We start from the raw sequence: 23,406 nt of genomic DNA on the forward strand, positions 1-23,406 counted from the left end.
GAGGCTGTGCGGGCCTGGGTAGAGTGGCGGGGTGAACGGCGTGCAGCTCCTCCTCGTGATCGTGGGTGCGATCGCGGTCAGCGGGCTGGCCCAGCGCCGCGGGCTTCAGCCGGCCCTCGTCATCACGCTCGTGGGCTTCGCCGTGTCGTTCATCCCGGGTCTCACCCGCATCGAGCTCGACACCGAGATCGTGCTCGGCATCGTGCTGCCGCCACTGCTCTACTCGGCGGCCCTGAACTTCTCGTTCGTCTCCTTCGCGCGAAACTTCCGGCCGATCGTCGGTCTCGGCGTGGGCCTCGTGGTGGCCACCGCCCTGCTCGTGGGCGTCTTCGCCGCGTGGGTGGTGCCGGCGCTCACCCTCGGCACGGCGTTCATCCTGGGGGCCATCGTGGCGCCGCCGGATGCCGTCACCGCGGTGGCCATCGGGCGCAAGCTCGGGCTGCCGAAACGCGTGATGTCGATCCTCACCGGCGAGAGCCTCGTGAACGACGCGGCCGCACTGACGCTCTTCTCCATCACGCTCGCCGGAGTCGTGGGCACGCACACGCTCTTCGCCAACCCGGTGCTCCTCTTCCTCTACAGCGCGATCGTGGGCGTGGCGGTCGGGCTGCTGCTCGCCGTGGTGGCGACCGTCATCCGTCGCCTGCTGAAGGACTCGGGGCTCGAGACGGTGCTCGGGCTCGTGGTGCCGTTCGCCGCCTACCTGCTCGCCGAGCAGATCGAGGCCTCGGGCGTGCTCGCCGTGGTGGCCGCGGGCTTCGCCATCGGGTCGAGCTCGAGCCGCGCCGGCTACCAGACGCGCCTGCAGGAACGGCAGGTCTGGAGCTCGCTCGACGTGCTGCTCGAGGCCTTCGTGTTCGCCTACATGGGCCTGCAGCTGCGCTTCGTGATGGAGGACCTCACGGCCGCGGGCGACTCGGTGTGGGAGATCTTCGGGGTGGGCCTGCTCGTGCTGCTCGTGGTGCTGCTCATCCGGCCGGTGTGGGTGTTCGTGTCGTTCGGGCGGCACTTCCTGCTCGACCGGGTGATGCGGCGCCGGATCGCGAGCGACACGCGCGTGCAGGAGCGCATCCGCGTGGAGAACGAGCAGCGCATCGCGCGCGGGCGGAGGCCACGACAGTTCCCGGTGTTCCTGAACTGGCGGGAGAGCCTCGTGGTGTCGTGGACCGGGATGCGCGGGGTCGTCACCCTCGCGGCCGCGGCCGGCATCCCGCTCGCGCTCGCCGACGGCACCCCTTTTCCGGGGCGCGCCGAGATCCAGGCCATCGCGTTCATCGTGGCCGTGGGCACCCTGCTCGTGCAGGGGCTCACGCTGCCGGCGCTCATCCGCTCGCTGCACCTGAGCGACCCCAGGCAGGAGGAGTTCGACCGCGAGCAGGCCGAGCACGCCCTCGAGGTTGCGCAGGCCGCTTCGGCCGGCGTCTACCAGCGCTTCCTCGCCTCGCCGCCCGAGGGCGTGCCGCCCGAGCTGCTGGAACGCATGACGCAGATGGTGAAGCGGCAGTCGGCCGACGCCGCGCGCGACCCCGATCCCGATGCCACGAGCGCCTACGGCGAGGCCTTCGGCACCCTCTACCGCGAGGTGCTGCAGGCGCAGCGCAACGCCGTGGTCGACGAGCGCGACGCGAACCGCCTCGACGACGACGCGGCCCGGGAGTTCCTCGAGCAGCTCGACTACCAGGAGGCGGCGATCGTGTCGCGGCTCGGGTACCGGCTGTGAGCCGGGGCGTCTCGGGGCCCGGCGCCGGCCGCGTCTCGCGCCCCGCGCATCCGATTCTCCTCTCACCGGAAGGCCAGCCATGATCATCTCCGTCGACGGCCACACCCCCGTGCTCGCCCCCTCGGCCTGGCTCGCGCCGACCGCGACCGTGATCGGGCGGGTGACCCTCGGCGAGCGGGCGAGCGTGTTCTACGGCGCCGTGCTGCGCGGTGACACGGATGCGATCACGCTCGGCGAGCGCTCCAACCTGCAGGACAACGTGGTGGTGCACTGCGACGCCGGCAAGCCCGCCACGATCGGCGCGGGCGTGAGCGTGGGCCACGGCGCCGTGCTGCACGGCTGCACGGTCGAGGACGACTGCCTGATCGGCATGAACGCGACCGTGCTGAACGGCGCCGTCATCGGCACAGGCTCGCTCGTGGCCGCGGGCGCCGTGGTGCTGGAGGGGACACTGGTGCCCCCGGGCTCGCTCGTGGCCGGAGTGCCGGCGAAGGTGCGGCGCGCGCTCGGCGAGGAGGAGCTCGCGCACATCCGCCGCAACGCCGAGACCTACCTGCGCCTCTCCGCGGCGCACGCGCGCGCCCTCGCCCCCACCCTCGAAGACGACCTCTCTTAGCGCGGTCCCGACCGGCGCATCCTTCTCGCCGCGCGCATCCCTCCCTGCCTCCCGCCCTCCCTTCCGCCCGCGAACGACGGAGTCTCGCGCGAGCGCGCCGAAACGACGGAACCTGAGCCCGCATCCGGGCGCCGGCTCCGTCGTTCGGGAGGGACCGGGGCGAGACAGGGGGACGCGTTCAGGGGCGCTCGGTAGCATGGCGGGATGGCTGAGACGACGACGGAGTCCGTGATCGACGACGCGCTGCTGGCGCGCATCCGGTCGCGGGCGGCGCAGCACGACCGCGAGAACACCTTCCCGCACGACGACCTCCGGGAGCTCACCGAGGTGGGCTACCTGCGCATGTTCACCCCGGTCGCCGACGGCGGTCTCGGCTTCGGCCTCGCCCGCGTCGCCCGCGAGCAGACCCGCCTCGCCACGGCCGCGCCCGCCACCGCGCTCGCCATCAACATGCACCTCGTCTGGACCGGCGTGGCCCACGTGCTGCTCGAGCGCGGCGACGACTCGCTCGCCTGGGTGCTGCGGGATGCGGCGGCCGGCGAGATCTTCGCGTTCGGCAACAGCGAGGCCGGCAACGACCTCGTGCTCTTCGGCTCCACCACCGCGGCGGTTCCAGGCGCCGACGGCTCCTACGCCTACACCGGGCGCAAGATCTTCACCTCGCTCTCACCGGTGTGGACGCGGCTGGGCGTCTTCGGGCGCGACGACAGCGACCCGGAGCATCCGCTGCTCGTGCACGCCTTCCTCGACCGCTCGGCCGCCGGCGTCACCACCGTGGAGGACTGGGACACCCTCGGCATGCGCGCGAGCCAGAGCAACACCACGCTGCTCGACGGGGCGGTCGCGCCCGCCGAGCGGGTGTTCCGCAAGCTCGCGCCGGGGCCGAGCGCCGACCCGCTGATCTTCGGCATCTTCTCCAACTTCGAGATCCTGCTCGCCGCCGTCTACACCGGCATCAGCCAGCGGGCCATCGAGCTCGCCGTCGAGGCCGCGCACCGCCGCACCTCGCTGAAGGCCGGCGGGCGGCCCTACGCGCACGACCCCGACATCCGCTGGAAGGTCGCCGAGGCGGGCATCGCGCACGACGGTATCGTTCCGCAGATCGAGGCGCTCGCGGCCGACGTCGATGCGCTGGCCGCGCACGGCGCCGCGTGGTTCCCGAAGCTCGTGGGCCTGAAAGTGCGCGCCACGGAGAGCGCGCGCTTCGTGGTCGACCAGGCGCTGCGGGTGGCCGGAGGCTCGGCCATCTACTCCTCGAGCGAACTCGGGCGGCTCTACCGCGACGTCGTGGCGGGGATCTTCCACCCCTCCGACGGCGAGTCGGCGCACTCGACGGTGGCGAACTCGTTGCTCGGCCCCGTTCCCGAATGACGCGCGGGGTCCGGCGCCGCGACCCCCGCGCTCCCCGTCGGCGTGCGGGGGTGGCCGTGGGCTCCGCCGCGATCATCACGGTGGCGCTCCTGCTCGGCGGGTGCACGACAGGCGCGCCGGTGGACGGTGCTGCCGGCGACGACGGAGCCGTGACGGCGACCGGTGGCGACAGCGGCGGCGACCGTGCCGGCGCAGCGGCGGGCGGCGGTGCGATCGCGCGCACCCGCGGGGAGTTCCCGACGGCCACACCGGCCGCGCGCATCCGGATGTACGCCGAGCAGCGGCTCGCCACGATGACGCTCGAGCAGAAGATCGCCTCGTTGTTCGTGGTGCATGTCCCGGGCGCCGATCCGGGCCCGTTGCAGGCCTACCTCGCCGCGAACGCGCCGGGCGGCCTGCTGCTGCTCGGCGACAACGTGCCCGGGCCGGCCGCGCAGGCCGCCGCCCTCACCGGGGCTCTGCACGAGAGCGACGGGCTCGGCACCCTCATCGCCATCGACGAGGAGGGCGGCATCGTCGCGCGACTCGGCGACGACTCGTTCGAATCGGCCGCCACGCTCAAGAACGAGCCGGTGGCCGCCACGACCGCGGCCTTCACCGCGCGAGCGGCCCTCCTGGCGTCGACGGGGATGACCGTGAACTTCGGCATCGTCGCCGACGTCACCGCCGACCCCTCGTCGTTCATCTTCGAACGGGCGCTGGGAACGGATGCCGCGGCCTCCAGCGAACGCGTCGCCGCCGTCGTCACGGCCGAGCGCGGCAGCGTGTTCAGCACCCTCAAACACTTTCCGGGGCACGGCGCGGCACCCGGCGACTCGCACTCCTCACTGCCGACGACCGATCTGCCCGCCGCGCAGTGGCTCGCCCAGGACGCGCCGCCCTTCCGGGCGGGCATCGACGCGGGCGCCTCGCTCGTGATGTTCGGCCATCTCGTCTACAGCGCGGTCGATTCCGCACCGGCCTCGCTCTCGGCGGCCTGGCACCAGAAGCTGCGCGACGAACTCGGCTTCGACGGCGTCACCGTGACCGACGACATGCTCATGCTCGAGAACGCCGGCGTGCCCGCCTACGCCGACCGTGTGAACAACGCGGTGCTCGCCCTCAACGCGGGCAACGACCTGCTGCTCTACAACACGCAGCTCGACCTGCCGCCGCTGGTGGCGGCGATCGCCTCCGCCGTGCGCGCCGGAACCATCGCGCCGGCTACCGTCGACGAGGCGGCGCTGCGCGATCTCACTCTTCGCCGGGAGCTCTGGGTGCGGCAGCAGCCGCCGGTGCCGATGGCGGCTCTCGCCGAACCCGGGACGGACGGCGCGACAGCCACACGATGAGCAGAACGACCACCGCGATGACCGCGAGCGGCAGCAGCCACGGGATGAGCACCCCGACCACCACGACGAAGCCCGAGAGTGCGACCCCGAGAGACGCCCAGCCGGTGGCGAGTCCGCTCCAGAAGTCTCCCGGCACGTCGTTCGGTAGCGCGCCGGCCGGCCGCAGGTCGAGGGTGATGGTGGAGTAGTCCACCTGATCGGCCAAGTACTGCCGCTGCGACTTCAGGCTGTCGAGCTGGCCCTGCCGGTCGGAGATCGCGGTCTCGAGCTGGATCAGGTCGGCGGTGGTGCTGGCCTGGCTCACCAGGGTGACCAGCCGGTCGACGGAGGCCTGCAGCGCGGTGATCTGCGCATCCAGGTCTTTCACCTGCAGGGTGACGTCGCTCGAGTCGAGCGACACGGATTCGACGGCGCCGAGCCCCTTGAGGCTCTCGACGGCCTGGTCGAGCTTCGCCGCCGGGATGCGCACGGTGAGCAGGGCGCTCGCCGGCCGGCCCTCGCTGCCGGCCTGCTGGCTGCGTGAGTCGACGCGGCCGTCGAGACCGGTGACGACCGCCACCGCCTGCTCGGTGGCCGCGGCCGGGTCGTCGACGGTGAGCGAGATGGTGCCGGTGGTGATGACGCTCTGGCCGGCATCGGCGGCGATGCCGGAGCTGCTGCCCGAGCCGGCAGCCGTGTCGCCCTTCTCGCCCGAGTCGGGCATCGCGGGAGCCGGAGCGGGGCCGGCGAGATCGGCCGGGCCCGCGGAGGAGCTGCCGGAGGCCGAGCAGCCGGCCAGCACGAGCACGGCCGCGACGGCGGCGGAGGTGAGCAGAAGTCGTCTCATGCGGCTCACTGTAGGGACGGTTCTCTGCGTGCGGGCTGGCAGGCGACGGATGGTTATCCGGTCGTTACCCGGGTGGGGGTCGTCGGCCGCCTGGGAGCTTTCTGCGATGCGCGAGCGAGCAGGGGCGGAGCGTGCAAGGGTGAGGCCATCAGTACAGAACGTCGTCGCCCTCCGGCGGCGGCGGCAACCGAAGGAGACGCTCATGGGTTTCGTTGACGACGCGAAAGACGCCGCACAGGCCACCGGCCGCAAGATCGGTGAGGCCTTCGACGACGCGAAGGATCGCGTGGGCGACAAGATCGACGAGGTGAAGGCCGACGCGGAGGTCAAGCGCGCCGAGGGCGACGTGAAGCGCGCCGAGGCAGAACGCGACGCCACGCAGGCCAAGAACGAGTACAAGGAGAAGCTGCGCGACTGAGCTGCGCCGCACCGTCTCGATGGGCCCGGGAATCCTGGATTCCGGGGCCCATCGACGTATCTCGGGCCACGCGCGGTGGCCGGGGCTAGGCTCGGAGCATGCACCAGCGCATCCTCGGCCGTACCGGCCGCACCGTGTCCATCGTCGGTCTCGGAACCTGGCAGCTCGGCGCCGACTGGGGCGATGTCGACGAGAGCGCCGCGCTCGAGGTGCTCGGCGCATCCGTCGACGCGGGCGTCACCTTCTTCGACACCGCTGACGTCTACGGCGACGGGCGCAGCGAGTCGGTCATCGGCCGGTTCCGCGCCGAGAATCCGGATGCTCCGCTCACGGTGGCCACGAAGATGGGCCGCCGAGGGCCGCAGGAGCCGGGGGAGTTCACCCTCGCCAACTTCCGGGCCTGGACCGACCGCTCGCGCCGCAACCTTGGCGTCGACACCCTCGACCTCGTGCAGCTGCACTGCCCGCCGACGCCGGTGTTCTCGAGCGACGCCGTGTACGACGCGCTCGACACCCTCGTCGAGGAGGGCGCCATCGCCAACTACGGCGTCAGCGTGGAGACCTGCGCCGAGGCGCTCGCCGCGATCGCGCGTCCGGGCACGGCAACGGTGCAGATCATCCTCAACGCCTTCCGTCTGAAGCCCCTCGACGAGGTGCTGCCGGCCGCGCGCGAAGCGGGCGTGGGCATCATCGCGCGGGTGCCGCTCGCCTCCGGCCTGCTGAGCGGGCGCTACACGGCGTCGACCGAGTTCGCCGCCGACGACCACCGCAACTACAACCGCGACGGCAGCGCCTTCGACGTGGGGGAGACCTTCTCGGGCGTCGACTACGCGCAGGGCGTGGCGGCGGCGCAGGAGTTCGCGGCCCTCGTGCGCGAGCTGCTGCCGGATGCGCCGGGCGCGACGCCGGCCGCGGCGGCCATCGCGTGGGTGGCCGGGCTCGACGGCGTCTCCTCCGTCATCCCGGGCGCCCGCAACCGGGCCCAGGCCGAGTCCAACGCCGCCGCCGGCACGCTCACCCTCCCGCCCGCCTTCGACGAGGGCGTGCACGCCATCTACGACCGCTACTTCCGCGCCGCCATCCACCCCCGCTGGTAGCCCGCTTCCCCCCCCCTCGGCCCCGCACTCCTCGCGAGTCGCCAAATAACGGCCTAAGTGGGCCGCGATAGGGCGCTCTTTGGCGACTCGCGAGGAGAGAGGAGACGGGAGGAGGAGAGAGGGAGAGGACGGCGGGAGACGTGGGTCAGTTGCGGTCGTCGGGGTCGACGCCGGTGCGGCGACCCGTCTCGAGCGAGGCGATGACGGCGAAGTCGTCGGCGTCGAGCTCGAAGTCGAAGACGTCGATGTTCTCGAGGATGCGCGCCGGCGTGACCGACTTCGGGATCACCGAGAGCCCCTGCTGCACGTGCCAGCGCAGCACCACCTGAGCCGGGCTCTTGCCGTGCTTGCGGCCGAGGGCCGCGAGCTGCTCACCGCCCTGGGCCGGGTCGAGCACGTTTCCGCGGGCGAGCGGCGACCACGCCTGGGTCACGATGCCGTGCGCGTCGTCGTAGGCGCGGAGCTCTCGCTGGGGCAGCCACGGATGCAGCTCCACCTGGTTCACGGCCGGCACCGTTCCGGTCTCGGCGATCAGGCGGTCGACGTGCTTGGCATGGAAGTTCGCGACCCCGATCGAGCGCGCCCGCCCCTCCGCCTTCAGCCGCTCGAGCGCGCGCCAGGTGTCGACGTAGAGATCGTGCTCGGGAGCCGGCCAGTGGATGAGGTAGAGGTCGACGTAGTCGAAGCCGAGCAGGCCCAGGCTCTCGTCGAAGGAACGCAGGGTGGAGTCGAAGCCGTTCTCGGTGAACCACACCTTGGTGGTCACGAACACCTCCTCGCGCGGCAGGCCGCTGCGCCGCACGCCGTCGCCCACGCCCCGTTCGTTGAGATACATCGACGCCGTGTCGACGTGCCGGTAGCCGTGCTGCAGGGCGAAGGCGACCGCATCCGCGGATTCGGCATCCGTGGTCTTGTAGACGCCGAGACCGAGCTGCGGGATGCTCGCCCCGTCGTTCAGAGTGAGCAGGGGCGAGAGTGCGGCGGCCATGGGCCCATTATCCCGTGACGGTCTGAACGGGTTCCGTGTCGGGCAGCGGGCTCGCGTCGCGTCCGCGCAGGTCGGGGTGGAAGCGCTTGCCCAGGAGTGGCACGAGGAAGCCCAGGAGCGCGAGCCCGGCGGCCACGAGGAAGGCGCCCACCGAGCCGACGCCGTCGATCAGGAAGCCCGCGAGCGCGGAACCCACGGCCGCACCGATGAGCTGGCCCGTCCCCACCCAACCGTAGGCCTCGGCGGTGTCGCTGAAGCGAACGCTCGCCGAGACGATGGCGAACATCACCGCGAGGGCCGGCGCGATGCCGATGCCCGCGATGAAGAGCGTGACGGCGAGCCACCAGACGTTGAGCCACGCGGCCGCGATGGCGGTGCCCACGAACACGATCGCCATGCGGCGGGCGAGCGCCCACGGGCCGATCGGCTTGTGGCCGAGCGAGAGTCCGCCGGCGAGCGAGCCCACGGCGAAGATCGCGAGCACGAAGCCGGCTTCGGCGCCGCCCTCGCCGAAGGTTGATACCACGCCCGCCTCGATGGCGGCGCACGCGGCCACGAGCAGGAAGCCGACGATGGTGGCCAGCAGCACCGGCGGCTTCTTGAGCACGGCGCCGATCTTGCGCTTCGAGCGCGGGATGCGCACGCGGCCGAGCTCGGGGCTCGTGAGGAACCAGATTCCGCCGCCCACGAGGAACGCGACGGCGAGCAGGATGCCCCACACGGTGCCGATCTGGATCGACACGAAGGTCGTGATGACGGGCCCGAGCACCCAGATGATCTCCTGCGCCGAGGCGTCGAGCGAGAACAGCGGGGTGAGCTGCTTGGAGTTCACCATCTTGGGGTAGATGGTGCGCACGGCCGGCTGGATGGGCGGCATCGTGAGCCCGGCGATGAAGGCGACGCCCATCGCGGCGGGGATGGTGAGGGGCAGCAGCGCGATCGAGGAGATGGCGATCGAGCACACGATCATGGTGAGCAGGATGACCCGCCGCATGCCCCAGATGCCCATCAGGCGGCTCGTGATGGGGCCGGCGATGGCCTGGCCGATGCTGAGCGCCGCGAGCACCAGGCCGGCGACGCCGTAGGAGTCGTAGGTGTGCTCGATGTGCAGCAGGAACGCGAGCGAGAGCATCCCGAACGGGAAGCGGGCGGTGAGCTGAGCAGCGATGATGCGGGCGACGCCGCGCGTCTTCAGAAGTGAGGTGTAGCTGCTCATCAGTCAAGCCTATGGGTCCGAGCGGCGCCCCGGGCCTCGAAAGTGGGCAGCAAGCACAGCTAGACCAGCAGCTTCGTGATGCGCTGCAGCGACGCGGGCTCGGCCGTGCCCAGCGGCTGGGCGAACAGGCCGACGCGCAGCTCCTCGATCAGCCAGCGGGCCCGCACGAGGTTCTCGGGGGCGAACCGCGCGAGCGGGATGCTGCCGCCCGCGTCGACGAGACGGGCCGTCGCGGTCTGCACCTCGGTCATCCAGGCCCGGTCGCGGCCGGGGTTGTCGGGCAGCTTCTCGAGCCGGTAGCGGATGCCCGCGAGATACCGCGGAAGGTGCCCGAGCCGCGCGAGGCCCGTGGCGCTCACGAAGCCGGGCCGCACGAGCGCGGCGAGCTGCTCCCGCGCATCCGACACCGCCGGCAGCAGCGCCATGCTCGTGACCTTCTTGATGGCCCGCTCCGCCTCGCGGGCGTCGTTCAGGATGCGCAGCACCGTCGCGACGGTCTGGTCGAGCTGCGGCAGCACGGCCTTCGAGAAGCGGTCGCGCACCGCCTCGAACTGCTCGGGCGTCCACACCAGGCCGTCGGGGTGCAGCGCGTGCAGGGCCTCGTCGGCCCCCGCCTCGAGGGCGTCGTCGAAGAGCGCGTTCACGTTCTGGTAGGGGCTCGTCGCCAGCAGCAGCTTCTCGTTCTGGGTGAGGTGCTCGCGAACGTAGGATGCCGGGCTCGGCACCGCGAGCAGCATCAGCCGGCGCACCCCGGCCGGGGTCTCGCGCGCCTGCTCCTCGGCCGTGGCCATGAGCCGCAGCGCCACGCCCGACTTCTCGTCGACGAGCGCCGGATAGGCGCGGATGACGCCCCCGAACTGCTCGGTGTCGACGTGGGTGGGCAGGGTGCCGAAGCTCCACGCGGTGAGGCCGGTGCGCTCGGCGAAGCCCGCCGATGCCGGGTTGCGTCGTGCGGCCGCCGCGATCTTCGAGGCCTCGGGGGCGGCCGCTGCTCTCTCGCGATCGCCGGTCGGGCGGGCGCCGCGCGACACCCGCGCGATGCTGGCCCGGGCCGCATCGGCGAGCTCCCTCTGCAGTGCGGCCAGGTTCTTGTCGGCGCCCAGGGTCTTGCCGCTCTCGTCCACCACGCGGAACGTCACCCGCAGGTGGTCGGGCAGCTTGTCGCGATCGAAGTCGGAGGCCGACACAGGAGTGTGCGCGAGCTTCGTCATGACCGCGGCGAGACGGCTCAGGAAGCCGGCGCCGGCATCCGGGGCGCTCGCCGCATCCTCACCCAATTCGACGAGCAGGCGGCCCGCCCAGTCGGTGGCGGGCACGAAGTTCACCCGCAGGCGCTTGGGCATCGAGCGGATGAGCGCCGTCACGAGCTCGCGCCGGAACCCCGGCACCTGCGCCTCGAACGCCGTCTCGTCGAGGCGTGGCAGCAGCGCGAGCGGAACAGTCGCCGTCACCCCGTCGTCGTCGGCGCCCGGCTCGAAGCGGTAGCGCAGGGCCAGGCGCTGGTCGCCCTGCTGCCACATCGCGGGGAACTCGGTCTCGTCGACCTCGGGCGCGCCCTCCGGCAGCAGGGTGTCGAGCGTCATCGTGAGGAGCTCGGGGTCGTCGTGCCTGGCCTTCTTCCACCAGCCCTCGAAGCTGCGCTGCGACACGACGTCGCGGGGGATGCGGGCCTGGTAGAACTCGAACACGGCCTCGTCGTCGAGCAGGATGTCGCGCCGGCGCGAGCGCTCCTCGAGCTGCTCGAGGTCGCGGCGGAACGCCCGGTTGGCGCGGTCGAAGGCCTGCTGCGACTCCCACTCGCCCTCGACCAGGGCGTGCCGGATGAAGAGCTCCCGCGCGTACTCGGGGTCGATGCGGGCGAACTGTACGCGGCGCTTTGCGACGATCGGCACGCCGAAGAGGGTCACCCGCTCGTCGGCGACGGCGGCGCCCTGGCGCTTCTCCCAGCGCGGCTGCGAGTAGTGGCGTTTGACGAGGTCGCCCGCCAGTGCCTCGGCCCAGGCCGGGTCGATGGCGGCGTTCATGCGCGCGAACAGCCGGCTGGTCTCCACGAGCTCGGCGCTCATCACCGCGGCCGGCTGCTTCTTGGCCAGGGCCGAGCCCGGGAAGATCGAGAACCGGGTCTGGCGAGCCCCCGCGTAGTCCTTCTTCACGAGGTCGCGCAGGCCGATCTGCGAGAGCAGCCCCGAGAGGATCGATTTGTGGATGCCGTCCGGGTTCACGCTCGGCTCGCCGATCGTGAGGCCCAGCGGCTTCGCCAGTTGGCGGAGCTGCCGATAGACGTCCTGCCACTCGCGGATGCGCAGGTAGTTGAGGAACTCGGCCTTGCAGAGGCGCCGGAACGCGCTCGAGGAGAGCTCGCGCTGCTTCTCCTCGAGGTAGTTCCAGAGGTTCAGCAGGGTCAGGAAGTCGCTCGTCTGGTCGGCGAAGCGCCCGTGCAGTTCGTCGGTGCGGCCGCGCTTCTCGAGGGGGCGTTCCCGCGGGTCCTGGATGGTCAGGCCCGCCACGATCGCGAGCACCTCGCGGCTGGTCGCGGTGCGCTTGGACTCCACGACCATGCGCGCGAAGCGCGGCTCGATCGGCAGGCGGGCGAGGTCGCGGCCGATGGCGGTCAGCACCGGACGCGCATCCCGGCTCCCCGTCTTCACGGCATTGAGCTCGGTCAGCAGCTCGAGCCCGTCTTTGACGCCGCGCGAATCCGGCGGCTGCAGGAACGGGAAGGCCGCGATGTCGCCGAGACCGAGCGAGATCATCTGCAGGATGACGGCGGCGAGGTTCGTGCGCAGGATCTCGGGGTCGGTGAACTCGGGGCGGCGCGCGAAGTCCTCCTCCGAGTACAAGCGGATGGCGATGCCGTCGCTCGTGCGCCCCGAACGGCCCGAGCGCTGGTTGGCGCTCGCCTGCGAGATGGGCTCGATCGGCAGGCGCTGCACCTTGGAGCGCACCGAGTAGCGGCTGATGCGGGCCGTGCCCGAGTCGATGACGTACTTGATGCCCGGCACGGTGAGGCTCGTCTCGGCCACGTTCGTGGAGAGGATGACCCGGCGACGGATGCCCGGGGTGGCGCTGCGCTGGAACACCCGGTGCTGGTCGGCGGCGCTGAGGCGGCCGTAGAGCGGCAGCACCTCGACGCCGTTGCCGGACGCGGCGCTGCGGCTCGCGTACTTTCCCCGGAGCGCGTCTTCGGCGTCGCGGATCTCGTTCTCGCCGCTCAGGAAGACGAGCACGTCGCCCGGCGCCTCGCGCTCGAGCTCGTCGAGAGCCTCGCCGATGGCCTGGAAGAGGTCGCGCCCCTCGTCGGTGTCGCCCTTCGCGAGTTGCGCGTTCCTGCCGGATTCGGGGCGCGCGTTCCGGCCGGCTCGTGCCTCCCGGGGAGCCCGGACGGGGGTGGGGGCGTCGACGTCGGTGTCGGCGTCGGGGTCTTCGTCGCCGGGCTCCGCATCCGGAACCAGCGGGCGGTAACGCACCTCGACCGGGAAGGTGCGGCCCGAGACCTCGATGATCGGCGCCGGCTCGCCCGCGGCGTCCGCGAAGTGCCGGGCGAAGCTCTCGGGGTCGATCGTGGCGCTCGTGATGATGAGCTTGAGCTCGGGCCGCTTCGGCAGCAGCTGCTTGAGGTAGCCGAGCAGGAAGTCGATGTTGAGACTGCGCTCGTGGGCCTCGTCGATGATGATGGTGTCGTACCGGCTGAGCATCCGGTCGTGGTTCATCTCGTTGAGCAGGATGCCGTCGGTCATCAGCTTGATGCGCGTGTCCTTCGACGCCTTGTCGGTGAACCGCACCTGGTAGCCGACGAGGCCGCCCACCTCCTGGCCCAGCTCCTCGGCGATGCGCTCGGCGATGGTGCGGGCGGCGAGCCGCCGCGGCTGCGTGTGCCCGATGTTCTCGCGGCCGAGCTCGAGGCAGATCTTCGGCAGCTGCGTGGTCTTGCCCGACCCGGTCTCGCCGGCCACGATCACCACCTGGTGGTCGCGGATGGCGCGCGCGATGTCGTCCTTCTTCTGGCTGACGGGCAGCTCGGGAGGAAAGACGATGTGCAGCGCCGGCGCGGCGGCGGGGGAGGAGTCGGCTGACATGAGCCTTCCATCGTAACCGGACGCGGGCGGCTGGCGGGCGCGGGCTGCCGTGGCCGCTCGGTCAGTCGCGGGCGGCGGCCGCCTTCACGAAGGCCACGAGCTCGGCGGCCATGGAGTCGGCCTGCCAGGAATGCATTGCGCCCGACGTCGGGCGCTCTTCGGCCCCGGGCACGGCCGCGGCGATGCGGGCGGCGGCGAGCGGCATCTGGGGGAAGGTCTGCGTTCCGTAGAGGGCGAGCACGGGCATCCGGATGCCGGCCAAGCCGTGGTTCTCGAGGGCCTCGGTCGCCCACGCGAGGGCTTCGCCGTCGGCCCGGAGGCTCGGCACCGCGCGCACGATGTGCGGCCAGGCGGGCGAGGCCTTGGCTCCTTCGAGGAACTCGGGTGGCATGTCGCGCATGTACTGCATCTGGGCCTGTTCGAACTCGCCGGCGTCGAGCAGGCGCTCGAACCCGGCGTTCCACTCCGCGATGTCGGCGGCGTCGCCCTCGAGCGGGGCCTCCCAGAGCACGAGACCGTCGATCGGAAGCCCGGCGACGGCGGCACGGAGCGCGATGGCGCAGCCGGAGGAGTGGCCGCAGAGCACAGCACCGCCGCCGGGGCCGGCCGCCGCCTCGACGGCGGCCGCGACGGCCTCGAGCTCGCGGTCGAGGTCGAGGGTGCCGTCGGCGGGGCTCTCGCCGCGCCCGAGGCGATCGAACACGAGCGTGGCGAGGCCGTCGGCGGCCGCGAGCTGCGCGGTCTCGGTGGTGACCGGGTCGCCGGCCCGAGTCGGCCCCGCCCCGGCGATGAAGACGAGTGCCGGGCCGCTGCCGTAGCGGTCGAAGGCCACGCGGTCGCCGCGCGCGGTGCTGGTGAAGTCGGTCATGCGAGGAATCTATCCCTCCGGGGCTCTGGCGTTAAGAGGCGATCAGTGCCACGTTAACTGAGAGATCATCATTAATGAGAAGGATGGATCATGACACTCAGAACCTCGACCCGCGCCGCCATCGCGGCGGCGGCAGCCCTCGTGCTCGCGCCGGCGCTGCTCACAGCGACGGCAGCCCACGCCGATCCGACGGGAGTCGCCGACGACTACGTGCTCTCCGCCGGGGCGCTCTTCACCACACCGGCCGGACACGGGGTGCTCGCCAACGACGTCGGGGTGGTGCTGAACACCCTCATCGACGTGTCGGCCGCACCGGCGCACGGCGTGCTCACCATGAACCTCGACGGCACCTTCAGCTACCTGCCGGTCGCCGGCTACGTCGGGGTCGACACCTTCAGCTACTGCCTCAAGCTCGTGGTCGGCCCCTGCCTCACGCCGGCGGTGTCGGTGCACCTCACCATCAACGCGACGATCGAGCGCATCGGCGGCGCCGACCGCTACGCCGTGTCGGCGGGGGTCGCCCACGAGTTCGCCACCGAGGGCGGCACCGTCTACGTGGCGTCGGGGGAGGTGTTCCCCGACGCCCTCTCCGCGTCGGCCGCCGCCGGCGCGCAGGGCGCTCCCGTGCTGCTCGTCGCACATGACACGATCCCGGCGCTGGTCGGCGCCGAGCTCTCCCGCCTGCAGCCGCAGCGCATCGTGCTCGTCGGTGGTCTGAACACGGTGAGCGCCGCTGTCGAGACGGCGCTCGGAGCGTACTCCAGCGATGTCGTGCGGCTCACCGGCGCCGACCGCTTCGCCGTCTCCGCGGCCGTCTCGCTCGACGCCTTCGGGGCGAACCGCCCGATCGCGTACATCGCCTCGGGCGGGGTGTTCCCGGATGCGCTGTCCGGCTCGGCCGCGGCCGGCCGGCTCGGCGGCCCCGTGCTCCTCGTCTCGCATGACACTGTTTCGGCCGAAGTCAAGACCGAACTGACCCGCCTGCACCCGGCGAAGATCGTCGTGCTCGGCGGCACGAACACGGTGGCCGACGGCGTGCTCACCACGCTCGCCGGGTTCACCCCGGGCACCGTCACCCGCGTCGGCGGCGCCGACCGCTATGCCGTGTCTGCGGCCATCGCGGCGGGCTTCCCGGAATCCGACACCCACACCCTGTACGTGGCCTCGGGCGAGGTCTTCCCCGACGCCCTCTCGGGGTCGGCGGCCGCCATTAAGAACGGCGCCCCGGTGCTGCTCGTCACCCGCGACTCCGTGCCGGCCGACGTGGCCGCACAGCTCACTCGGCTGCATCCGCTGCACATCGTCGTGCTCGGCGGGCCGAACACCGTCTCACCGGCGAACTACACCGCGATCGGCGGCTACCTGGGCCACTGACGGCGGCCAGCCGGCTCTCCGCCGGCCACCGGGCGACGGGCCGGATGCGCGTGCTGCGGCTGCGCATCCGGCTCGCCGTGCGTGCGGCGCGCGGGCGTAGGCTCGAAGGGTGAGTGAACGCGAATTCGAGGAGTCCTGGCGGAGTTGGCACGAGGCGCGGATGCGGGCGATCACCGCCCCTCACGGTGTCGCCGCTCTCGTGGGCACGCACTGGCTCTCGCCCGGGAAGCAGCAGATCGACGGGCTCGAGGGCGAGTGGTATCTCGACGGCTCGAACATCGTCGGTGACGTCTTCACGCTGGTGCAGGGCGGGGAGGTGCTCGTGGGCGGGCGGCTGCTGCGGCACTTCCGTCGCGACGACGATGTGGCCCTGCGCGTCTTCGACCCCGAGGCGCCGAGCCGGGTCGCCGTCGCCGACATCGACGCCTATCTGCCGCAAGAGGAATGGGTGCTGAAGGGTGTCTTCACGCCCGCGTCCGAGGGCGACACGGTGGCGGTCGACGAGATCGACGGCTACGTGGAGAACCAGGTGCTCGCGGGCACGGTCGCGGTGGAGATCGCCGGACAGCCCGTCGAGTTCGTGGTCACCGGGCCGCACACCGGCATGCAGCTCGTGTTCTCCGACGCCACGAGCGGCACCGACACCTACCGTTTCCGCTTCCTCCGGCTGCGGGCGGACGGCGGTGCGGGCGAGATCGAGGTCGACTTCAACCGGGCCTACCTGCCGCCGTGCGCCTTCGCCGACTTCTACGTGTGCCCGCTTCCACCTGCCGCGAACCGGCTCGCGGTCGCGGTGACGGCGGGGGAGAAGACCGTGGTGCGCGAGTCGGCGGTCGAAGCGGCGTAGCCGGCCGGGGCGGCGCATCCGGAATGTCGACCCACGCGCCCTGGGCCTCGCCTCCGCGGAGTGCAAGGCTGGGCTCATGACGAATCGCCTGGCGACCGCGATCAGCCCCTACCTGCGCTCGCACGCGGAGAATCCCGTCGACTGGTATCCCTGGGGCGAGGAGGCCTTCGCGGCCGCGCGCCGCCGAGAGGTGCCGGTGCTCGTCTCGATCGGCTACTCCACCTGCCACTGGTGCCACGTGATGGCCCGGGAGAGCTTCAGCGACCCGGTGCTCGCCGCGTACCTGAACGAGAAGTTCGTGGCGATCAAGGTCGACCGCGAGGAGCATCCCGAGGTCGACACCGTCTACCTCGCCGCCGCGGGGGCATTCACCGAGAACCTCGGCTGGCCGCTGAATGTGTTCGTGACGCCGGAAGGCAAGGCCTTCTACGGCGGCACCTACTCGCCGCCGGCGCCGATCGAGGGGCATCCCTCGTTCCAGCAGGTGCTCGGCGCGGTGAACGAGGCCTGGAGCACGCACCGCTCGGAGGTTCTCACCTCCGCCGACGCGGTGGCGGAGGCGCTGGCCGCCGGGCAGCGCGCGCTCGCCGACCGCGAGGCCGGGACAGCCGCGGGGACCGGGGAGGGCGAGGCCCGCGTGGCTCCCGTCGCGGGCGCGGTGCTCGACGCCGTCGTGGCGGAGCTGGCCGCCTACGAAGACGCGCAGTTCGGCGGTTTCGGCGGTGCACCGAAGTTCCCCGTGGCGACGGTACTGCGGTTCCTCCTGGCTGCCGGCACCGCGCCCGCGACCGCGCTGGCGCTCCGCACCCTGCGAGCGATGGCGGCCTCCGAGCTCCGCGACCCGGTGGAGGGCGGCTTCTTCCGCTACGCCACCCGGCGCGACTGGAGCGAGCCGCACTACGAGCGCATGCTCTACGACAACGCGCTCCTGCTCGACGCCTACGTCACGGCCTGGACGATCGACACCTCGGCCCACTGGGCCCGGGAGGCGGCGGAGGGTGTCGCGCGCTTCCTCATCGACGTGATGCAGTTGCCCTCGGGCGGCTTCGCCTCGGCGCAGGACTCGGAGAGCACGGTCGACGGGGAGCGCGTCGAAGGCGGCTACTACCGACTCGACGCCGCAGCCCGCGCCCGCCAGACTCCGCCCGCCCTCGACGAGAAGGTGCTCTCGGGCTGGAACGGGCTCGCCGTGGGTGCGCTGGCCCGCGCCTCGCTCGTGTTCGGCCAGGAGAGCTGGGCGACGGCCGCCGAGCACGCCGCCGACTACCTGCTCCAGGCCCACGCCCTCCCCGGGGGCCGACTCGTGCGCGCCTCGATCGACGGTCGCGTCTCCGACGCGGTCGCCACGCTCGAAGACTACGGAATGCTCGCCGAGGGCCTCCTCCGCCTGGCCGCCGCGCGCGGCTCGGCGCGCTACGCGACGGCGGGCCGGATGCTCGTCGACGCGGTGATGACGACGGGCGGCCCGGTCTTCCGGGCTCCCGGTGGCGGCGACCCGGTGCTCCGTGCGCAGGGGCTCGCCGTCGAGCTCGACCCCTCGGAGGGGGCCTATCCCTCGGGCATGAGCGCCACCGCATCTGCCGCCCTGCTGCTGCACGCCCTCACCGCAGAACGGCGCTACCGCGAGGCGGCCCAGCGCGCCCTCGCCCCGCTCGTCGACGAGGCCCGCGCGCGGCCGATCTCGTTCGGGGCGACGCTCGAGCTGCTCGTGCGGCTCGCCCGGCCCTCGGAGCAGCTCGTGTTGATCGAGCCCGACGCGGCGGGCTTCGGTGTGGCGGCGACGGGCGAAGCCGCCGCGGGAGCCGGCATTCATGCCGGCTCCGACGCGCGCATGGCCGCGGACGGCCTGCGCGCCGAGGTACGCATGTGGAGCGGCGCCGACGTGGTGGCCCGCGCCACCGAGCAGGGCGCCGCGATGCTCGCCGACGCCGGCTTCGAACTCTTCGCCGACCGCCCGGCGCGGGACGGGCATCCGACGGCCTACCGCTGCACCGACTTCGTGTGCCGCCTCCCCGCCACGAGCGGCGCGCAACTCCGCACGTAGGCGGGTCTGACGATTCGGCGGGCGGTCCGGCGCACCCGGATGGCACGCTCGCGGCGTTGTCCTCGTCGCCGATAGCGCTGCTCTCGGCTCCTCTTCCGCCGTGCGATCGCACCACCCGGGCAGGTTTTCGCCGGCCCGCCGAATCGTCGGTCGCGCGCTAGGCCGCCGCGGAAACGGGCGAAGGGCACGCCAGCAGGTCGGCGCCGTCGTACACCGCCACCTCGGTCTCGCCGAGCGAGGCGAGGGCGAGAGCCAGCGCGCTCGCGGCGATGCCCGACTCGCAGTGCACGAACACGCGGTAGGGCGGCGCCCCGAGCGTGCTCTCCACGCGCTCGCGCAGTCGTTTGGGCTTGAGGAACCGCCCGGTCTCGGGGTCGACGAGCGACGACGCGGGCAGGTGCACGCCGCCGGAGAAGTGCGCGCCCGCGGGCGCGTCTCCGGCGAACACCACGGTGCCCTCGGCGTCGCCGTCGAGCACGTTCTGCACCTCGTCGCGGCTGGCCCAGCGCTGCGGATGCTCGACCGCGTCGAAAAGCGCCTCGCGCGGTTCGACGGGCCCGGTCTCCACCGGCCGGTCCTCGGCGAACCAGCGACGGTAGCCGCCGTCGAGCACGGCGACGTTCTCGTGCCCGAACGCCTGCAGCTGCCACCAGAGATGGGCCGCCCAGCGGCCGTCGGCGGAGTCGTACACCACGACGGCCGCCTCGGCGTCGACGCCGGAGGCGGAGACCGCGGCGGCGAAGCGTTCGGCGGAGGGCCGCGCGAAGTACGTCCCCGCGCCCGCGCCGGCGGCATCCGTTCCGCTGCTCTCGAGCACGTCGGCGAACACCGCGCCGGGCACGTGCCCGTGCACCAGGTGCCGGCCGCGGCCGCTCAGCAGCTGCGCCGGCCCGCCGCCCGGCGGCGTCACGGCGAGCACCGAGGCGTCGAGCACCACCAGGCTCTCCGACCCCAGGTGGTCGGCCAGCCACTGCGGCGACACGAGGGGTGAGGCGAGCTGGGGCAGCACCCGGGGGAGGTCCGAACTGGTCACGGCTCCACGGTAGCCAGAAGCCGCTGCGCGAGCCTGTGGATCGCAACAGAAAGTAACGAGAACATCACGGTGCGCGCGCGACGGTTGTGAGCATCCGTTCGTCACCGCTACCGTTGCCGAGCCGCGCGACCGCGTCGGCACCCCGGTCGCCCGTGCGCATCCGGCCACTCACCACTCGAAGGACAGCCCCGTGAAGAACCACGTGAAAAGCAGCGAATCGCTGCTCGGCGCGCGCGATGAGCGCGACCTTCAGTACGTCGGCGTGGTGCACGCGATCTGAGCTTTCCGCTCGGCAGCCCCGCACCCGTCGTGGTCCGGGGCTTTTTTCTTGCCTTCTCCGTCTGCCCGTGCGGCTGCAGCGGCCCCGAACCGAAGCGGGCGCAGTGCTGACAGCACGACGAACAGAGAGAAAGGACAATGGAGAAGATCACCGAACGCTTGCTCAACTGGGCGAGCATCCTCGACGAGAACGCGAGGGCTCAGGCCGTCACGACCTCGACCATGCCGTTCATCCACCCGCACCTCGCCTTGATGCCGGATGCGCATCTCGGCCTGGGCGCGACCGTGGGCTCGGTCATCCCCACGCTCGGCGCCGTCATCCCGGCGGCGGTCGGCGTCGACATCGGATGCGGCATGATCGCGGTCAAGACGCCGTTCGTGCGCGAACAGCTGATCGCGAACCCGAAGGGGCTGCCCGAACTGCGCGAGCAGATCGAGCGGGCCGTGCCGCTGTCGGCCGGGGGCGCGAACAACAAGATCGTCGCCACCGCCGAGCCGCGCGTGGCGGAGCTCGAGGCGCTCGCCGTCGAGGCCGGCTTCGACCCGGCGAGCAGGGCGAAGCGCTGGCGGCACCAGCTCGGAACCCTCGGCAGCGGAAACCACTTCATCGAGGTCTCGGTCGACGAGACCGACGCGGTGTGGCTGTTCCTGCACTCCGGGAGCCGTGGCGTCGGCAACCGCATCGCCGGGCACCACATCGACGTCGCCAAGCGGCTGATGGCGCGGTACTGGATCGCGCTGCCCGACCCCGACCTGGCCTACCTGGTCGAAGGCACGGAGGAGTTCGACCGGTACATCGCCGAACTGCGGTGGGCGCAGCACTACGCGCTGCTGAATCGCGAGGAGATGATGGACCGGGTGGTGCGGCAGCTGGCCGAGTGGATGGGAGCCCCGTTCGACGAGCTCGAACGCATCAACTGCCACCACAACTTCACCGAGAAGGAACGTCACTTCGGCAAGGAGGTCTGGGTGTCCCGCAAGGGCGCGATCATCGCGCGCGAAGGAACCCCCGGGCTCATCCCGGGATCGATGGGCACCGCGTCGTACGTGGTCGAGGGGCTCGGCAACGCGCTCGCCCTGAACTCCTCGCCGCACGGCGCGGGGCGGGAGTACTCGCGGTCGGCCGCACGGCGCACCTTCACGCACGAGCAGCTCCGTGAGGCGATGGCGGGCATCGAGTTCCGTGACACCGACGCCTTCATCGACGAGATCCCGCAGGCCTACAAGCCGATCGACCGGGTGATGGAGGATGCGCGCGAGCTCGTGCGCATCCGGCACACCCTGCGTCAGCTGGTGAACGTCAAGGGCAACTGAGCGTCGCTTACGCGGTGCTGGCATCCGTGTCAGCGCCGCGTAAGCGGTCGGTAAGCGCCCCCGGGCACGATCGATCTCGAACTTCACGGCGGCGCGCCAGACCGGCGGCCGCCTCCTCGATCGAAAGGAGATCGAATGTCCGCATCACACGCACAAGACTGGGCCGTCGAGGCCCACGGGCTCGTCAAGGTGTTCGGCGACAACCGCGCCGTCGACGGCGTCGACCTGAGTGTGCGCACCGGAACGGTGTACGGCGTGCTCGGCCCGAACGGCGCCGGCAAGACCACCACCATCCGCATGCTCGCCACCCTGCTGAAGCCCGACGGCGGCGAGGCCACCGTGTTCGGGCACGACGTGCGGCGCGAACCGCAGGTCGTGCGCCAGCTCATCGGCGTCACCGGCCAGTACGCGAGCGTCGACGAGACGCTCAGCGCCACCGAGAACCTCGTGCTCTTCTCGCGCCTCAACGGGCTCAGCCGAGCCGACTCCAAGCGCAAGTCGGCCGAGCTGCTCGAGGAGTTCGGCCTCGCCGAGGCCGCGAAGCGCCCGCTCAAGAACTTCTCCGGCGGCATGCGGCGCCGGCTCGACCTCGCTGCGAGCCTCATCTCGCAGCCGCCGCTGATCTTCCTCGACGAACCGACCACCGGTCTCGACCCGCGCACGCGCTCGCAGATGTGGGACACCATCCGGCGTCTCGTGGCCACCGGCTCCACGGTGCTGCTGACCACGCAGTACCTCGACGAGGCCGACCAGCTGGCGGACCGCATCGCGGTGATCGACCGCGGCATCGTCGTGGCCGAGGGCACCGCCGACGAGCTCAAGCACTCGGTGGGCTCGGCCTCGCTGCTGCTGAAGCTCGTCGACGCCGGCAACCTCGAGCGGGCGCGCTTCGCCATCCTCGACGTGCTCGGCGTGGAGGCGGTGCTCTCGCCCGAAGCGGGCCGCATCACCGCCCCGATGAGCGACCCCGACACCATCACCGATCTGCTCATCCGCCTGCGCGAAGACGGCATCGCCGTCGCCGAGCTGGCCGTGCAGCAGCCCACCCTCGACGAGGTCTTCCTCGCCCTCACCGGCCACACGGCCACCGAGGAGGAGCCGGATGCGCCCCTCGACGCATCCGGCGCCCCCGCCGTCAAAGAACTGGAGGATGCGCGATGACGCAGCTCACCATCGCGCCGGGCGTCTCCCGGCAGCTCAAGAACCACGTCAGCATCGCCCAGACCGTGCAGAACTCGTTCAGCATGGCCTGGCGCGGCCTGCTCAAGATCCGGCGAACGCCGGAGCAGCTGATCGACGTCACGCTGCAGCCGATCATCTTCACGCTGATGTTCACCTACATCTTCGGCGGGGCGATCGCGGGCAGCGTGCAGGACTACCTGCCGAGCCTCATCCCCGGCATCCTCGTGCAGACCGTCATCACCACCTCGGTGGTCACGGGCGTGCAGCTTCGTGAGGACATGGACAAGGGCGTGTTCGATCGCTTCAAGTCGCTGCCGATAGCGCGGATAGCGCCCCTCGCGGGTGCGCTGCTCGCCGACACCGTGCGTTACGCGATCGCCACCACGCTGACCTTCACCATGGGCTTCATCATCGGCTACCGGCCGGAAGGAGGCATCGGCTTCGTGCTCGTCGCAGGTCTGCTGGTGATCGCCTGCTCCTGGGCGATCAGCTGGATCTTCGCCTTCTTCGGCGTGATCGCGCGGAGTGCGTCCAGCGTGCAGGGGATCTCGTTCCTCGTGCTGTTCCCGCTGACCTTCCTCTCGAACGCCTTCGTGCCGGTCGACACCCTGCCCGTCTTCCTGCAGTGGTTCGTGAACATCAACCCGGTCTCGCACCTGGTCACCGCGGTGCGCGACCTCGCGAACACCGGGGCGTGGACCTCGGACGCCTGGATCTCGCTCCTCGGCGCCGCGGTCATCGTCGCGATCTTCGCCCCGCTCACCGTGCGGGCCTACATGAAGAAGGCGTAGGCATCCGGATGCCCG

18 protein-coding genes are annotated in these 23,406 nt (G+C 71.7%); 12 read left to right on the plus strand and 6 right to left on the minus strand.

The window, feature by feature from the left end:
* Positions 1-31 precede the first annotated feature (31 nt).
* The 4 genes from VD659_RS18410 (at position 32) to VD659_RS18425 (ending at position 5,038) form a co-directional block, all read left to right on the plus strand.
* Positions 32-1,720, plus strand: coding sequence for a Na+/H+ antiporter (locus VD659_RS18410; protein WP_423262494.1), 1,689 nt, complete (start codon positions 32-34; stop codon positions 1,718-1,720).
* 79 nt (positions 1,721-1,799) lie between these two features.
* Entirely contained in the window at positions 1,800-2,336 is a 537-nt protein-coding gene (locus VD659_RS18415; RefSeq protein ID WP_423262495.1) for a gamma carbonic anhydrase family protein, read from the plus strand.
* 204 nt (positions 2,337-2,540) lie between these two features.
* The gene (locus tag VD659_RS18420; RefSeq protein ID WP_423262496.1) at positions 2,541-3,707 is read left to right on the plus strand and encodes an acyl-CoA dehydrogenase family protein; all 1,167 of its coding nucleotides are present in this window, start codon (positions 2,541-2,543) and stop codon (positions 3,705-3,707) included.
* A 50-nt stretch (positions 3,708-3,757) separates the two neighbouring features.
* Complete coding sequence (locus VD659_RS18425) at positions 3,758-5,038, plus strand: glycoside hydrolase family 3 N-terminal domain-containing protein (RefSeq protein WP_423262497.1); 1,281 nt, start codon at positions 3,758-3,760, stop codon at positions 5,036-5,038.
* Here the strand turns inward: VD659_RS18425 and VD659_RS18430 are convergent.
* Positions 4,941-5,864 carry a DUF4349 domain-containing protein gene (locus VD659_RS18430; protein WP_423262498.1) on the minus strand — a complete coding sequence of 308 codons (924 nt, stop codon included), beginning with the start codon at positions 5,862-5,864 and terminating at the stop codon, positions 4,941-4,943. The two genes, VD659_RS18425 and VD659_RS18430, sit on opposite strands and share 98 nt — an antisense overlap.
* 202 nt (positions 5,865-6,066) lie before the next feature.
* Between VD659_RS18430 and VD659_RS18435 the strand changes: the two genes are divergently transcribed.
* Together VD659_RS18435 and VD659_RS18440 are read left to right on the plus strand one after the other, a co-directional pair.
* Entirely contained in the window at positions 6,067-6,282 is a 216-nt protein-coding gene (locus tag VD659_RS18435) for a hypothetical protein (RefSeq protein ID WP_423262499.1), read from the plus strand.
* A 98-nt stretch (positions 6,283-6,380) separates the two neighbouring features.
* Complete coding sequence (locus VD659_RS18440) at positions 6,381-7,379, plus strand: aldo/keto reductase (protein ID WP_423262500.1); 999 nt, start codon at positions 6,381-6,383, stop codon at positions 7,377-7,379.
* Positions 7,380-7,524: 145 nt separating this feature from the next.
* Here VD659_RS18440 and VD659_RS18445 read toward each other — a convergent pair whose 3' ends face one another.
* From VD659_RS18445 to VD659_RS18460, 4 genes are all read right to left on the minus strand, one after another.
* On the minus strand, positions 7,525-8,367 hold the full coding sequence (locus tag VD659_RS18445) for an aldo/keto reductase (RefSeq protein WP_423262501.1): 843 nt from the start codon (positions 8,365-8,367) through the stop codon (positions 7,525-7,527).
* A gap of 7 nt (positions 8,368-8,374) precedes the next feature.
* The gene (locus tag VD659_RS18450; RefSeq protein ID WP_423262502.1) at positions 8,375-9,583 is read right to left on the minus strand and encodes an MFS transporter; all 1,209 of its coding nucleotides are present in this window, start codon (positions 9,581-9,583) and stop codon (positions 8,375-8,377) included.
* Positions 9,584-9,642: 59 nt separating this feature from the next.
* Complete coding sequence (hrpA, locus tag VD659_RS18455) at positions 9,643-13,659, minus strand: ATP-dependent RNA helicase HrpA (protein ID WP_423262503.1); 4,017 nt, start codon at positions 13,657-13,659, stop codon at positions 9,643-9,645.
* Positions 13,660-13,720: 61 nt separating this feature from the next.
* Positions 13,721-14,527 carry an alpha/beta hydrolase gene (locus tag VD659_RS18460; RefSeq protein WP_423262504.1) on the minus strand — a complete coding sequence of 269 codons (807 nt, stop codon included), beginning with the start codon at positions 14,525-14,527 and terminating at the stop codon, positions 13,721-13,723.
* A gap of 90 nt (positions 14,528-14,617) precedes the next feature.
* On the opposite strand from VD659_RS18460, the gene VD659_RS18465 reads away from it, so the two are divergent.
* The 3 genes from VD659_RS18465 to VD659_RS18475 all read left to right on the plus strand — a co-directional run bounded on the left by VD659_RS18465 (position 14,618) and on the right by VD659_RS18475 (position 18,792).
* On the plus strand, positions 14,618-15,901 hold the full coding sequence (locus VD659_RS18465; RefSeq protein ID WP_423262505.1) for a cell wall-binding repeat-containing protein: 1,284 nt from the start codon (positions 14,618-14,620) through the stop codon (positions 15,899-15,901).
* Positions 15,902-16,010: 109 nt separating this feature from the next.
* A complete protein-coding gene (locus VD659_RS18470) occupies positions 16,011-16,748 on the plus strand; it encodes a DUF1684 domain-containing protein (protein WP_423262506.1) in 738 nt (245 codons plus the stop codon).
* Between the two features lie 76 nt (positions 16,749-16,824).
* The gene (locus VD659_RS18475) at positions 16,825-18,792 is read left to right on the plus strand and encodes a thioredoxin domain-containing protein (RefSeq protein ID WP_423262507.1); all 1,968 of its coding nucleotides are present in this window, start codon (positions 16,825-16,827) and stop codon (positions 18,790-18,792) included.
* Positions 18,793-18,949: 157 nt separating this feature from the next.
* Here VD659_RS18475 and VD659_RS18480 read toward each other — a convergent pair whose 3' ends face one another.
* Positions 18,950-19,825 carry a sulfurtransferase gene (locus VD659_RS18480; protein ID WP_423262508.1) on the minus strand — a complete coding sequence of 292 codons (876 nt, stop codon included), beginning with the start codon at positions 19,823-19,825 and terminating at the stop codon, positions 18,950-18,952.
* A gap of 417 nt (positions 19,826-20,242) precedes the next feature.
* Here VD659_RS18480 and VD659_RS18485 point away from each other — a divergent pair, with 417 nt between their 5' ends.
* The 3 genes from VD659_RS18485 (at position 20,243) to VD659_RS18495 (ending at position 23,391) form a co-directional block, all read left to right on the plus strand.
* Positions 20,243-21,418, plus strand: a complete 1,176-nt coding sequence (locus VD659_RS18485; protein WP_423262509.1) for an RtcB family protein — start codon at positions 20,243-20,245, stop codon at positions 21,416-21,418.
* A 135-nt stretch (positions 21,419-21,553) separates the two neighbouring features.
* On the plus strand, positions 21,554-22,579 hold the full coding sequence (locus VD659_RS18490) for an ATP-binding cassette domain-containing protein (RefSeq protein WP_423262510.1): 1,026 nt from the start codon (positions 21,554-21,556) through the stop codon (positions 22,577-22,579).
* Positions 22,576-23,391: an ABC transporter permease gene (locus VD659_RS18495; protein WP_423262511.1), complete on the plus strand. Its 816-nt coding sequence runs from the start codon at positions 22,576-22,578 to the stop codon at positions 23,389-23,391. Before VD659_RS18490 ends, VD659_RS18495 begins: the two co-directional genes overlap by 4 nt.
* Positions 23,392-23,406 lie beyond the last annotated feature (15 nt).

This window comes from Herbiconiux sp. 11R-BC (assembly GCF_049472555.1).
Classification (GTDB): Bacteria; Actinomycetota; Actinomycetes; order Actinomycetales; family Microbacteriaceae; genus Herbiconiux.

What these genes read in the sequence shown, in the direction of transcription:
- VD659_RS18445 (WP_423262501.1), bottom strand. Translation starts at nt 8,367, where the DNA reads ATGGCCGCCGCACTCTCGCCCCTGCTCACTCTGAACGACGGGGCGAGC.
- VD659_RS18430 (WP_423262498.1), bottom strand. Translation starts at nt 5,864, where the DNA reads ATGAGACGACTTCTGCTCACCTCCGCCGCCGTCGCGGCCGTGCTCGTG.
- VD659_RS18415 (WP_423262495.1), top strand. Translation starts at nt 1,800, where the DNA reads ATGATCATCTCCGTCGACGGCCACACCCCCGTGCTCGCCCCCTCGGCC.
- VD659_RS18485 (WP_423262509.1), top strand. Translation starts at nt 20,243, where the DNA reads ATGGAGAAGATCACCGAACGCTTGCTCAACTGGGCGAGCATCCTCGAC.
- VD659_RS18475 (WP_423262507.1), top strand. Translation starts at nt 16,825, where the DNA reads ATGACGAATCGCCTGGCGACCGCGATCAGCCCCTACCTGCGCTCGCAC.
- VD659_RS18435 (WP_423262499.1), top strand. Translation starts at nt 6,067, where the DNA reads ATGGGTTTCGTTGACGACGCGAAAGACGCCGCACAGGCCACCGGCCGC.
- VD659_RS18440 (WP_423262500.1), top strand. Translation starts at nt 6,381, where the DNA reads ATGCACCAGCGCATCCTCGGCCGTACCGGCCGCACCGTGTCCATCGTC.
- VD659_RS18495 (WP_423262511.1), top strand. Translation starts at nt 22,576, where the DNA reads ATGACGCAGCTCACCATCGCGCCGGGCGTCTCCCGGCAGCTCAAGAAC.
- VD659_RS18460 (WP_423262504.1), bottom strand. Translation starts at nt 14,527, where the DNA reads ATGACCGACTTCACCAGCACCGCGCGCGGCGACCGCGTGGCCTTCGAC.
- hrpA (WP_423262503.1), bottom strand. Translation starts at nt 13,659, where the DNA reads ATGTCAGCCGACTCCTCCCCCGCCGCCGCGCCGGCGCTGCACATCGTC.
- VD659_RS18465 (WP_423262505.1), top strand. Translation starts at nt 14,618, where the DNA reads ATGACACTCAGAACCTCGACCCGCGCCGCCATCGCGGCGGCGGCAGCC.
- VD659_RS18450 (WP_423262502.1), bottom strand. Translation starts at nt 9,583, where the DNA reads ATGAGCAGCTACACCTCACTTCTGAAGACGCGCGGCGTCGCCCGCATC.
- VD659_RS18420 (WP_423262496.1), top strand. Translation starts at nt 2,541, where the DNA reads ATGGCTGAGACGACGACGGAGTCCGTGATCGACGACGCGCTGCTGGCG.
- VD659_RS18490 (WP_423262510.1), top strand. Translation starts at nt 21,554, where the DNA reads ATGTCCGCATCACACGCACAAGACTGGGCCGTCGAGGCCCACGGGCTC.